Here is a 12,711-nt window from a genome sequence, read left to right as displayed (position 1 = left end):
GTCTTCCACGACGACCAGCACGGCACGGCCATCATCTCGACCGCCGGCCTGATCAACGCCTGCCACATCGCCGGCAAGAAGCTGGAGGACGTCAAGGTGGTGCTGGTCGGCGCCGGGGCCGCGGGTCTGTCGTCGATCGGCCTGATGAAGGCGGCGGGCGTCAAGCACGAGAACACGGTCATCATCGACCGCGACGGCGTGGTCTATCGCGGCCGCGCCAACGTCGATCAGTGGAAGGCGGCCCACGCCACAGACACCCCGCACCGCACCCTGGCGGAGGCCATGGTCGGCGCCGACGTGGTCATCGGCCTGGCGGCCAAGGGCGCCATCACCAAGGAGATGGTCGCCTCCATGGCGCCCAATCCGATCATCTTCGCCATGGCCAACCCGGACCCGGAGATCACCCCCGAAGAGGTCGCCTCGGTGCGTTCGGACGCCATCGTCGCCACCGGCCGCTCGGACTACGCCAACCAGGTCAACAACGTCCTGGGCTTCCCTTACATCTTCCGCGGCGCTCTGGACGTGCGCGCGCGCCGGGTGAACCACGAGATGAAGGTCGCCTGCGCCGAGGCCCTGGCCGCCTTGGCCCGCGAGGACGTGCCCGACGAGGTCGCCGCCGCCTACCGGGGCCGCAAGCTGAAATTCGGTCCCGACTACATCATCCCGACGCCGTTCGATCCGCGCCTGATCTGGTACATCCCGCCCTTCGTCGCCCAGGCGGCGATGGACACGGGCGTGGCCCGGAAACCCATCGAGGACATGGACGCCTATCGCGCCCAGCTTCGTCAGCGCGTCGATCCTTCCGCCTCGCTGATCCAGAAGATCTCGTCGGCCGTGCGGGCGTCGCCGAACAAGCGCATCGTCTTCGCCGAGGGCGAGGAGCCGTCGGTCATCCGCGCCGCCTGGGGCTTCAAACAGGCCGAGCTGGGCACGCCCATCCTGGTCGGCCGCGAGGATCTGATCCGTCACAACGCCGCCGAGGCCGGGCTGAATTTCGACGACCTGGGCATAGAGATCGCCAACGCCCGCCTGTCGCACCTGAACGCCGACTACACCGACTGGCTGTACGAGCGGCTGCAACGGCGCGGCTATCTGCGCCGCGACGTCCAGCGGATGATCAACCAGGACCGCAACTATTTCGGCGCCGCCATGTGCGCGCGCGGCCAGGCCGACGCCATGGTCACCGGCGTGACCCGCAATTTCAACATGGTGCTGAAGGAGGTGCGGCGCGTCCTGGACATCACCGACCGCATGATCGGCGTCTCCGTCGTGCTGGCCAAGGGACGCACCCTGTTCGTGGCCGACACCTCGATCCATGAGCTGCCCGACGCGGCCGAACTGGCCCAGATCGCCATCAAGGCGGCCTCGACCGTGAAGAAACTGGGCCGCACGCCGCGCGTGGCCTTCCTGTCCTACTCCACCTTCGGCAATCCGCCCGGCGACCGAGGCGAGAAGGTGCGCGAGGCCATCCGCATCCTGGACGGCATGGACGTGGACTTCGAGTACGAGGGCGAAATGCCGCCCGAACTGGCGCTCGATCCCGACCAGCGCGCCAACTATCCCTTCATGCGCCTGTCGGCCGACGCCAACGTCCTGGTCATGCCGGCCATCCATTCGGCCGCCATCTCAACCCGGCTGGTCCAGGCCCTGGGCGGCGCCACCGTGATCGGTCCCCTGCTGGTCGGGCTGGAGAAGTCGGTCCAGATCGTGTCCCTGGGCGCCTCGGTCAGTGAGATCATCACCGCCGCCACCTTCGCCGCCTATGAAGAGGGCGCAGAGAGCGAGGGGTGACCCCCGCCCCCGCTCGTCCCCGCTCGTCCCCGCGAAGGCGGGGATGGGCGGTATCGGCGGCCGCCCCCTGGGATTCAGACTCGATAAAAAAGCGCGTCTATCGAGTCTATCTAGTCGATCGAGTCTAGATTCATCGGTCCCCCTGCTGAATGGCGTGGTCACGCCATAGCGCGGGTCTGCGCCGAATGCGGACGCAGGGGATCGGGCGGACAGGAAGCGCCCTAGGGCCTGGGCGCATTGTCCTCGGCTTCGGCGGCGATCGCGGCGACCGCGGCCTGTTCCGCCTGCATCGCCCGCTGGCGCTTGGCGACATAGAAGGCCAGCAGGATGGCGAAGACGCCGATGGCCGCCGAATAGAAGAAGAAGGTCACATAGCCGGCGCCCAGGCCGGCGGCCGTGGTCCCGCTCTTGGCCGCGCCCTCGACCAGAGAGCCTTCCGGCAGGCCGACGAACAGCCCCTTGAACGCCGCCAGCGGCCCGCCCGCGTCGGCCGCTCGGGCCGAGGTCTCGACGATCTTGCCGGACTGGGAGGCCACGATCTTGCCCGGCAGGGCGTACAGCGAGCTGAACAGTGCATATTGCGTCGCCGTGAAGCCGATCGAGGTCAGGCTGGACATATAGGCGATCAGGGCCGTCCCGGCGATGCCGGTGGCCAGGTTGTCGATGCCGATGGCGATCATCAGGGCGCCCATGTCATGGCCCTGGGTCGCCAGCCAGGCGAAGATCAGATTGGACACCGGACTCATGAAGGCGCCGACCACCATGGCCCGGATCAGGCCCAGCCGCGCCACCATCCAGCCCCCGGCGAAGACCCCCAGCGAGGTCATGATCACGCCGAACACCTTTCGCACCTCGGCGATCTCGATCTTGTCGAAGCCCAGGTCCTGGTAAAACGGGTTCATGATGTTCAGGACGAAGTCCGACAGCCGGTACAGGCAGATCAGGGCCAGGATCGGCAGGGCCAGCTTGCCGAAGCGAACGAAGAAGTCCACCAGCGGCGCGCCGAACGATCCGGCCAGATAGGCGCCGGGTCGCGTCTGCACCCCCGGCACGGGCCAGCAGGCGGCCGTCAGGATGGCGAATCCGGCGATGACATAGGCGAACTGTATCAGCACGCCGCTCAGTTCCTTGTCCTCCAGCCCCGCCGTCACGGCCGCCGTCGTCGGCGCGTCGATCACCCCGCCGAAGGCCCACAACAGGGCGTCGGCCTTGTCGGTCAGTCCGGTGCCGATGACGATGGCGGCCACGAAGATCAGCGCCAGGCGCACGATCCATTCCGTCACCTCCAGCGGCGGTCGCGAGGGAATGTCGCCGACCGGAATCGGCCGCACCACGTGCTGTTTCTCGCGCGGGGCCAGGATCACGCCCAGCACGCCGATCCCCATCAGCCCCGCCATGATCGCATAGGACAGGTTCCAGCTATACAGCTCGGCCAGCACCAGCGGCACGGCCCCCGCCACGATGGTGGCGATGCGGTATCCCAGTTGATAGGACGCCGCCATGGCCCCCTGGCGGCTGTCGTCGGCCGCCTCGATGCGCCAGGCGTCGATGGCGATGTCCTGGGTCGCGCCGAAGAAACCGACCATGACCGCGAACCCCGCCACGGCCATCAGCGAGGTCGCCGGGTTCGATCCCGAAATCAGCCACAGCCCCAGGATGATCAGCGCCTGGGTCGCCAGCATCCATGACCGCCGGTGGCCCAACAGCTTGGTCAGGCCGGGGATCGAGGTCCGGTCCAGCAGCGGCGCCCAGACGAATTTCAATGCATAGGTCAGGGTCGCCAGGCCGAAGAAGGCGATGACCTCCAGCGTCACCCCCGCGTCCCGCAGCCAGGCCGACAGGGTGTCGAAGATCAACAGGTTCGGCAGACCCGCCGCGAACCCCAGCAACAGCATGGCGCCCACGCGCCGCTCGCCATAGACGGCCAGGCCGCCCAGCCGGTTCGCCGGCCGTTCCTTCGTCGCGTCCGTCATGTCGGGCCTCTCCCCTGGGAGCGCCCTGCCGCGCCTAACCCGCGGCGACCTTGGCGCGGATGTCGCGCTTCGTCCAGCGGGCCAGGGCCGCCTTCAGGGCCTCTGGCTCCAGCGGCTTGACCAGATGGTCGTTCATGCCCGCCTCCAGACAGGCCCTGCGGTCCTCGGCGAAGGCGTTGGCGGTCAGGGCCAGAATGGGCGTGTCGTCGCCGCGCGCACGGATGGCCCGCGCCGCCGCCGGGCCGTCCATGCCCGGCATCCGCATGTCCATGAACACCAGATCATAGCGCGCGCGTTTCAGGGCCTGGACCGCCTCTTCGCCCGTACCCGCCGTCTCGACCACGCAGCCCTCGCGCCGCAACAGGGTCTTGGCCAACAGGGCGCCGACCGGATTGTCCTCGGCCAACAGCACCCGCACCCCGGCGAACCGGGCCGGAACCACGCGGTCGTCCTCGGGCGTCGCATGGGCCGGAGCCGCGCCCGCACCCGCCGCCGCCAGCACCCGCTCGGCCAGGGACGCCCGACGCAGCGGCTTTATCAGATAGCCGTGAAACCCCGCCGCCCGATAGCGCGCGATCAGCTCGCGCTCCGACGGCTTCAACAGCACGATCGACCGGCCCGACGCCGCCGGCGCCGCCAACGGCCGCCCGGTTTGCGCCCCTTCGGCGTGATCGACCAGGGTCACCGCCGCCGTGTCGGCGACCTCGGCCCCGCAGGCGGCCAACTGCATTCGCGCCGCCGACCGCACAAAGGCGTCGGGCGAGACCACCGCCACGGCTCGGCCGTCCAATGACCGTCCGCGCGGTTCGCGCCCGGCCGCCTCGAATTCCGCCTCGACCCGGAAGCGCGCGCCGGGTCCGTCCGGCCGATCCTCGACCACGGCCGTTCCCCCCATGGCCGCCATCAGCCGCCGCACCACCGCCAAGCCCAGGCCCGCCCCGTCGTGGCGCACCGCGTCGCCGCCGACCGCATGGCCGAACTCCTCGAAGATCCGCGCCCGCGCCTCGATCGGAACGCCCGGCCCGCTGTCGTCGACGATGAAGGCCAGGCGCGGCCGATCCTCGGTTCCGCCCGCCCGTTCCACGGCGATCCGCACCCCGCCGCTCTCGGTGAATTTCACCGCGTTTCCGGCCAGGTTGAACAGCACCTGACGCAGCCGTCCCTCGTCGGCGATTACATCGGGCGCGTCGGGCGCCACGGACCAGACCATCTCCAGCCCCTTGTCGTGCGCTCGGGGGCTGAGCAGTTCGGCCACCCCGCGCACCAGGGTCTCGACATCCACCGGCGCCGGATCGAACTCCAGCCGCCCGGCCTCCAGCCGCGCATAGTCCAACAGGTCGTTGACCAGCCCCAGCAGATGCTCGGCCGAGGCCTGGGCCGCCTCGACATAGGCGCGCTGCGCCCCGTCCAGCCGCGTGCGCGACACCAGGCCCAACATGCCGATGACGCCGTTCAGGGGCGTGCGCATCTCATGGCTCATCAGGCGCAGGAACTGGCGCGGCCCGCCGTCGGCGGGCGTGTCCGCCGCCGCCTCGCTGTCCGCCTTCCGCCCGCCCCGTCGCGCCATGGCCGCCTCCCAGGGCTGATCGGGTGAGGAGGAAACGCTTCGCGTTTCTTCCAATGCCGTGAATCAGGCCCTTGCATGATGCCGGACCGAAATCTGAGCCGAGCTGGACGGCGTCCCGCGCGACCGATTTCGGCCTTGAGAGAAGACCCTGGCCCAACATGGGTTAAGGCCGGTTCAAGGCTCGGTCAGTTTTCGCGCCGTCCCAGATACAGCCGATCGCGGATCGCCGCGTCGCCCTGGAAGGTGCGAAGCTGGCCCAAATACAGGTCGGTCACCCCGTCGCCGTCGAAGTCGGCCAGTTCGATCGCCAGCACATGGTCCCCGACCGCGCCGATCACCGCCGCCGTCACGTCCGTGAACCGGCCGGTTCCGTCATTCATCAGCACACTGACGGTCGGGCGATCAGCCCGCACCATGTCCAGATCGCCGTCGCCGTCCAGATCGGCGAAACGCGCGTCGATCGTCAGACCAGTCTCGGCCGGAACGCGGGCGGCCGTCTCATCGGCGAAGCGTCCCTCTCCGTCGTTGATCAACAGGGCGTCGCGACCGTCGCGGCCCTGCCAGTCGACGTGGCTGAAATAGAGGTCCAGATCGCCGTCGCCGTCGACATCGACCGGCGCGACCTTCCTGGCCTCGACGAAGCCCGAGGGCGGCAGCCGCGCCTTGGTCGCGTCGGTGAAACGGCCGTCGCCGTCGTTCAGCCACAGGGCGCGCCCGCCCTCCAGGCCCAGCACGATGTCCAGGTCTCCATCGCCGTCCAGATCAGCGAACTCTCCGTCCTGACCCACGGCCGCCTCGCGTGGCAGACGCGCCTCGGTCTCGTCGACGAAGCCGCCGCGCCCGTCGTTGATCAACAACCGGTCCTGCCCGGCCCCGACGATCAACAGGTCGTCACGCCCGTCGCCGTTCAGATCGGCATGGGCCACGGCGTTGGCTTCCGTATCCGGCAGGACGCCGCGCATCCGGCGAAAGCCGTCGGCGGTTCCGCGATAGTATTCGTGAACATCCTTGCGCCCGAACTTCACGTCGTCTTCCTGCACGATGACCAGGTCCAGTCGCCCGTCGCCGTCGAAGTCGGCGACGGCGATGTCCTCGGAGTCGTGACCCATGCCCGGCTGGTTCAACTGCGGCGGCCCGGCCGCCAATTCGTCCGCGGCCAAAGGCTCCAACAGGCTGGAGGCGTCGCGAAAACGCCCGTCCGCCTCGCCCATCATGATGGTGTTCAGCAGCCATTCCTGAGCCGTGACCAGATCCAGCCGTCCATCGCCATCCAGATCGACGGCGACCACGTCCATGGTGTTTACGCCGGGACCTTGCGGCAGACGGGCGTCGGTCACGTCGATGAAGCGAAAGCCGTTGGACGGGTCCCGCGCCCTAGCCGGGCCGGTCTCCAGCCCGAGCGCCAGCAACAGGGCGGCGGTCGAGGCGAGCGTCATGATGCGCATTTGCACGGTCCTCCCGAACCCACGCTAGTGCGGCTCGCACGACCTCGCTCGTGAAAAATCGGTAAGGCGCGCCCGGCCGGATCGGGCGCCGGATCGGGTTCAGAACGTCGGCGACCGGTGCGCCTGGCACCGCTCGAAATCGCCCTGGGCGGCCAGGCCGGCGCGGCGATAGATCAGAGCCTCGGCCACGTGGCGGCGCGACACCCCGTCCGCGCCGTCCAGATCGGCGATGGTGCGGGCCAGCCGCAACGTCCGGGTCCAGCCGCGCGCCGTCAGCCCGCCCGCCTCGCCCGCCTTCATCAACAGGGCGCGCCCCGCCTCGTCCGGCGTCGCATAGCGGTCCAGATGATCGCCGTCGGCGCGCGCGTTGATCGCCGCGACCGGGTCCAGCCCCGCCGCCTGGGCGCGTTCGGCCTGCATCGCCCGCGCCGCGGCCACCCGGGCCGCGGCCTCGGCCGTGCCCTCGGCGGGACGCGGCAGGGCCATGTCGGCGGCGGTCACCGGCGGCGTCTCCACCGTCAGGTCGATGCGGTCGAACATCGGCCCGGAAATGCGGTTCTGATAGTCGACCTGGCACCGCGGGGCCTTGCCGCAGGCCCCGCGCCCGGCCCCGCCCATGCCGCAGCGGCACGGGTTCATCGCCGCCACCAGTTGGAACCGCGCCGGATAGCGGATGTGGTGATTGGCCCGCGCCACCACGATCTCGCCGGTCTCCAGCGGGGCGCGCAGGGAATCCAGCGCCTGGGCCGAATATTCCGGCAGTTCGTCCAGGAACAGCACCCCGTTGTGCGCCAGCGAGGCCTCGCCGGGCCTGGCCCGCATCCCGCCGCCGGTCAGGGCGGCCATGCTGGCGGAATGGTGCGGGCTGCGGAACGGGCGGGCGCGGGTCAGGGCGCCGCGCTCGATCAGTCCGGCCATCGACCAGACCATGGAGGTCTCCAGCAGTTCGGGCGGCGTCAACGGCGGCAACAGGCCCGGCAGGCGCTGGGCCATCATCGACTTGCCCGATCCCGGCGGGCCGATGAACAGCAGGTTGTGGCCTCCGGCGGCGGCGACCTCCAGGGCGCGTTTGGCGCTCTCCTGGCCCTTGACCTCGCGCAGGTCGGGAACCGCCCCGCCCGCCGAGACCGGTCCCGGCTCGGGCGCGCGCAGCACCTGGGTTCCCTTGAAATGGTTGATCAGGCCGATCAGCGACCGGGGCGCCAGAATGTTCGCATCCCCCGCCCAGGCCGCCTCGGCCCCGCTGGTCTCGGGGCAGATCAGGCCCAGCCCCAGGCTGGAGGCCGCCACCGCCGCCGGCAGGGCGCCGCCCGTGGCCGCGATCCGCCCGTCCAGCCCCAGTTCGCCGATCGCGGCCCAGCCTTCCAGGTCGCTGGGACCGATCACCCCCATGGCCGCCATCAGGGCCAGGGCGATGGGCAGGTCGAAATGCGACCCCTCCTTGGGCAGGTCGGCGGGCGCCAGGCTGGCGATGATCCGTTGCGGCGGCAGGGCCAGGCCGATGCCGGCGAAGGCGCCGCGCACCCGCTCGCGGCTCTCGGCCACCGCCTTGTCGGGCAGGCCGACCAGGGTGAAGGTGGTCGGTCCCGCACTGCCGACCAGTTGCACCTCGACGTCCACGCGCCGGGCCTCGACCCCTTCAAAGGCGAACGTCGTCACCCGCGCGACCATGCCGTCTTCTCCCGCCCAAAGAGAGAACGAAGCACGAACATCAGCGTTCGGTCAAGTCAGCGGAGTCAGGCCCGCCGTTTCGCCTCGATCACGTCCCACAACATGTCGCCCGCGTCGACGCCGGTGAATTCCTTCAACTGCACCGCGCCGGTCGGGGAGGTGACGTTGATCTCGGTCAGATAGTCGCCGATCACGTCGATGCCGACGAACAACAGGCCGCGCCGCTTCAGCTCGGGTCCCAGGACGGCGCAGATCTCGCGGTCGCGCGCGGTCAGCTCGACCGGCCGGGCCACGCCGCCGACGCGCAGGTTCGAGCGCACCGCGTCCTTCGGCGGCACGCGGTTGATGGCCCCCGCGACCTCGCCGTCGACCAGGATGATGCGCTTGTCGCCCGCCGAGACGGCCGGAATGAATTTCTGGATCACCAGCGGATCGCGCGATCCGGTCGCATGGATCTCGACCAGGGCCTCCAGGTTCGGGTCCCCGGCCTTCAGCCGCACCACCCCCGAACCCGCCGCCCCATGCAGGGGCTTCAGCACCACATCGCCGTGCCGTTCGTGGAAGTCCATCAGGGCGACCACGTCCGACGAGATCAGGGTCGGCGGCTGCAGGCCCGCGAACCGGGTGGCGAACAGTTTTTCGGGCGCCGAACGCACCTCGGCCGGGTCGTTCACCACCAGGGTCTTCGGATGCACCGTCTCCAACAGATATGTGGCCGTCACATAGGCCATGTCGAACGGCGGGTCCTGGCGCATCAGGATGACGTCGACGTCCCGGCCCAGGTCCAGCTTCACCTCATCGCCCAGGGTCACATGGTCGCCCTTGACCCGGCGCACCTGGGCCGGGCGCGCGCGACAGAACAGCCGACCGTCCTCCAGCGCCAGGGTGCGGAAGTCATAGACCCACAGCCGATGCCCGCGGTCTTGCGCCGACAGGGCCAGCAGAAAGGTGGTGTCTCCGTCGATGTTGACCGCCTCTATGGGGTCCATCTGGATGGCGACTCTAAGCATGGATGTTTCTCGCCTGACGCTCGCGACGCGGTCGCTCGCTGCTTGAGCGCGGACGCGCCCGGACAGACGTCTACTTGAGGCTCCGGCGTCTTCGGCTCAAGGGGCGATGGTCAGTTCAGCCGCAACCGCACCCGTTCATAGCTGCGCAGCCGGCCGGTCTCGCCGGTCATGTCCAGGCCGCGCGCGCGGTCCAGCGCCTCCAGCGCCCCGGCCAGACCGCCCTGTTTCTCACGCGCGGCGGCCACGTCCAGCCACGGCCGTTGATCCTCGGGGTCCAGCAGGGCGCGGCGCAGGGCCGAGCGCTCGGCGCCCTGATAGTCCCCCGAGCTGAGGGCGCGGTTGAACAGCACGCTCTGCAACCGGATCAGGGCCTGGCGATCCGACACCGGCGCCATCAGCAGATCCAGACGGTCGGCCACATGCGGCGCCAGTCCGGCCCTGAGCGCCCGGCGCGTCAGTTCGCTGGGCAGCACCAGCCGCCCCTGGCTGAACGGGTCCAGCGCCACCGGTCCCTCGGGCGTCTCGACCCGCACCATGAAATGGCCGGGGAAGTCCACGCCCCGCGCCTCGATCCCCGCGCGCCGCCCACAGTGCAGATAGAAGACCGCCAGCGCCGCCGACAGGCCGCGTCGGCGTTCGGCCACGGCGATGACGTCGGTGTTGGCCGGATCGTCGTGATGCATCAGGTCGCCGTTCAGCCGCAGATCGGCGGCCATGGTCTCGGCCAGGGCGTCGTCGGGGCTTTCGCCCCCCGCTCGCTCGCCCAGCCGCGCCACGGCGTTGCGGGCCAGCACGCGCACCGGCTCGGGATCGCGCAACGGATGGTCGTGAATGGCGCAGGCGATGGCGGCGTCCAGCAGCGGAAAGGCGTCGTCCTCGGCCCGACCCGCCTCTTCCAGAACCTCGACGGCGTCGTCGCGCGTCACCGTTCAGCCACCCCCTTACGCCCCCACGCCGCGACGATGGCGTGGAAACCGGCCGGGCGCCAGCGCCACGAGGTCCAAACGGATTTCCAACGCCTGCAAAGCCTTGCGTCCGCGCACCACCTGTTGCGCGGCGGCCACGAGACGGGCCGTCTGGTGCGGCGTCAGGGCGGCCAAGGCCGCCTGCATCGTCTTGCGCCGCTTGACCTCGACCACCGCCAGCACCCGGCCGCGCCTGGCCAGGATGTCGATCTCGCCCGCCCGGCTCTTCAGCCGGAAGCCCAGGATGCGATAGCCCTTCAGCATCAGCCACAGGGCGGCGATCCATTCCGCCGCATGCCCTTCGCGCCAGGCCCGGCCGCCGCGCGCACCGCGTGACGGCCCTCCCGTCATCCCCGCCCCTTCAGGGCCAGCGCCCGTTGGTACAGGGGCTTCCTGGGCAGGTTCAGCGCCTTGGAGATTTCCGCCGCCGCCTCGCCGGGCGGCAGCCGCGTCAGGGCCTCGATCAAGGCGGCGTCGATGTCGGCTTCGGTCGCCGTCTCCGCCTCGCCCGGCCCGACCACGATCACGATCTCGCCCTTGGGCGCCCGGCATCGCGGATCGACGGCCAGTTCGCCCAGGGTCCCGCGCACCGCCTCCTCGTACAGCTTGGTCAGTTCACGCGTCACCGCCGCCGGACGGTCGCCCAGCACCTCGGCCATGTCGGCCAGGCTGTCGGCCAGGCGCGGGCCGCTCTCGAAGAAGACCAGGGTCTGGCGGCCGGGGCGCAAGCCTTCCAGCACCGCCTTGCGCGCCGCCGATCTGGGCGGCAGGAAACCCTCGAACAGCACCCGGTCGGCCGGCAGACCCGCCAGACACAGGGCGGCCAGCAGGCTGGACGCGCCGGGGATCGGATGCACCGGCAGGCCCGCCGCGATCACCGCCCGCGCCACGACGTATCCGGGGTCCGAGACCAGGGGCGTGCCCGCGTCGCTGACCAGAGCCACCACCTCGCCCGCCGCGATCCGCGCCACGGCCGTTTCGGCCGCGCGGGCCGAGGCGTGGTCGTCGCACCGCTCCAGCCGCGCCTTCAGCCCATAGGCGGCCAACAGCTTGGCCGTCACCCGCGTATCCTCGGCCAGCACCACGTCCGCCGCCGCCAGCACGTCCAATGCCCGAAGCGTCATGTCCCTGAGATTGCCGATCGGCGTGGCCGTCAGATACAGGCCCGGCGTCACCGCGCGCGGCGGCGGGGCGGTCGGCGGAAAGACGGGACGGTCGGTCATCGAATCCCTCCTACCACGGCCCGCGCCCGGGTCTTAGGCCAGCAGCGCCCGCGTCACCCCGTCCAGCACCGGCCGCGCCCGCGCCGTCGCCACGACCCGGCCGCCGCGCCGCGCCAGAAAACCGTCCTGGACCAGGCCCTCGACCCGGTCGTCCAGACCCAGCCGCTCCAACACCTGGCCGGACACGCCCTCGACGGTGCGCAGACCCAGCAGAACCCGCTCCTCGTCCGCCTCGGCGGGGCTTAGCGTCGTCCGTTCGGCCCAGGGCGTCCCGTCATCGACGCCCGCCACATAGTCGGCGATCCCTCGGTGCGCGGCCGTCGCCGTCCGTGCGCCGTCCAGCGTCAGCCGCCCATGCGCGCCCGGCCCGACCCCGACATAGTCTCCGCCGCGCCAGACATGCAGATTGTGAGCCGAACGCGCCGCCGCGCCGCGCGCGTGGTTGGACACTTCATAGGCGTCGAACCCGGCCGTCTCGAGCACGGCCTGGGTCGTCTCATACAGTCCCGCCGACGCCTCTTCGCCCGGCGTGACCAGGGTCCCGCGCGCCGCCGCCCGGCCGAAGGCGGTGCCGCCCTCTATGGTCAGTTGATAGGGCGAGACGTGCTCGAACCCCAGGTCGAGGGCGCGATTCAACTCATCGGCCCAGTCCATCTCCGTCTGTCCCGGCCGGGCGTAGATCAGGTCGACCGACAAGCGGGCGAACGCCGCCCGCGCTACGCCGACGGCGCGCATCGCCTCGGCCGCCGTATGGTTGCGCCCCAGCATCCTCAGGCTGGCGTCGTCCAGGGCCTGCACCCCCATCGACAGCCGGTTGACGCCCGCGTCCGCCAGGGCCGCGAACCGGCCCGCCTCGGCGTCGGTCGGATTGGCCTCCAGCGTCACCTCAATCTCGCCCCCCAGACCGCCCGTCGGCGCCCACAGGGTCTTGGCTCGGTCGATCACCGCCGCCACGGCCGCCGGGTCCATCAGCGACGGCGTGCCCCCGCCCAGGAAGACCGACGCCAGCCGTCGGGGACCGGTCAGCGCCCGCTGCGCCGCCATGTCGGCCAGGATCGCCCGGACC

The 12,711-nt window shown here is 70.6% G+C and carries 10 protein-coding genes; 1 reads left to right on the top strand and 9 read right to left on the bottom strand.

Annotated elements, in window-relative coordinates; all coding sequences use genetic code 11:
- The coding region (locus tag V7D63_RS12160; protein WP_333592545.1) for a phosphate acyltransferase at window positions 1-1,791 on the top strand (1,791 nt) is incomplete at its 5' end.
- Window positions 1,792-2,012: 221 nt separating this feature from the next.
- On the opposite strand, the gene V7D63_RS12155 is transcribed toward V7D63_RS12160, so the two are convergent.
- The 9 genes from V7D63_RS12155 to hemW all read right to left on the bottom strand — a co-directional run bounded on the left by V7D63_RS12155 (window position 2,013) and on the right by hemW (window position 12,701).
- Window positions 2,013-3,764 carry an AmpG family muropeptide MFS transporter gene (locus V7D63_RS12155; protein ID WP_333592544.1) on the bottom strand — a complete coding sequence of 584 codons (1,752 nt, stop codon included), beginning with the start codon at window positions 3,762-3,764 and terminating at the stop codon, window positions 2,013-2,015.
- A 34-nt stretch (window positions 3,765-3,798) separates the two neighbouring features.
- Window positions 3,799-5,331: a response regulator gene (locus V7D63_RS12150; protein WP_333592543.1), complete on the bottom strand. Its 1,533-nt coding sequence runs from the start codon at window positions 5,329-5,331 to the stop codon at window positions 3,799-3,801.
- Window positions 5,332-5,516: 185 nt separating this feature from the next.
- Window positions 5,517-6,776, bottom strand: coding sequence for an FG-GAP repeat domain-containing protein (locus tag V7D63_RS12145; RefSeq protein WP_333592542.1), 1,260 nt, complete (start codon window positions 6,774-6,776; stop codon window positions 5,517-5,519).
- Between the two features lie 99 nt (window positions 6,777-6,875).
- On the bottom strand, window positions 6,876-8,447 hold the full coding sequence (locus V7D63_RS12140) for a YifB family Mg chelatase-like AAA ATPase (RefSeq protein ID WP_333592541.1): 1,572 nt from the start codon (window positions 8,445-8,447) through the stop codon (window positions 6,876-6,878).
- 65 nt (window positions 8,448-8,512) lie between these two features.
- Window positions 8,513-9,457, bottom strand: coding sequence for a glutathione synthase (gene gshB, locus V7D63_RS12135; protein ID WP_333592540.1), 945 nt, complete (start codon window positions 9,455-9,457; stop codon window positions 8,513-8,515).
- 110 nt (window positions 9,458-9,567) lie between these two features.
- The gene (locus tag V7D63_RS12130) at window positions 9,568-10,383 is read right to left on the bottom strand and encodes a SirB1 family protein (RefSeq protein ID WP_333592539.1); all 816 of its coding nucleotides are present in this window, start codon (window positions 10,381-10,383) and stop codon (window positions 9,568-9,570) included.
- A 15-nt stretch (window positions 10,384-10,398) separates the two neighbouring features.
- Entirely contained in the window at window positions 10,399-10,773 is a 375-nt protein-coding gene (locus V7D63_RS12125) for a YraN family protein (RefSeq protein ID WP_333592538.1), read from the bottom strand.
- Window positions 10,770-11,645 (bottom strand): 16S rRNA (cytidine(1402)-2'-O)-methyltransferase, encoded by an 876-nt coding sequence (rsmI, locus tag V7D63_RS12120; RefSeq protein ID WP_333592537.1) that lies wholly within the window; start codon window positions 11,643-11,645, stop codon window positions 10,770-10,772. The genes V7D63_RS12125 and rsmI overlap by 4 nt, the downstream gene beginning before the upstream one ends.
- 33 nt (window positions 11,646-11,678) lie before the next feature.
- Entirely contained in the window at window positions 11,679-12,701 is a 1,023-nt protein-coding gene (gene hemW, locus V7D63_RS12115) for a radical SAM family heme chaperone HemW (RefSeq protein WP_333592546.1), read from the bottom strand.
- Window positions 12,702-12,711 lie beyond the last annotated feature (10 nt).

Origin of the sequence: Brevundimonas sp. (genome assembly GCF_036732845.1) — a bacterium.
Taxonomy (GTDB): Bacteria; Pseudomonadota; Alphaproteobacteria; order Caulobacterales; family Caulobacteraceae; genus Brevundimonas.
The sequence above is the reverse complement of the archived record's forward strand: the minus strand, read 5'-3'. Positions and strand labels throughout refer to the sequence as shown.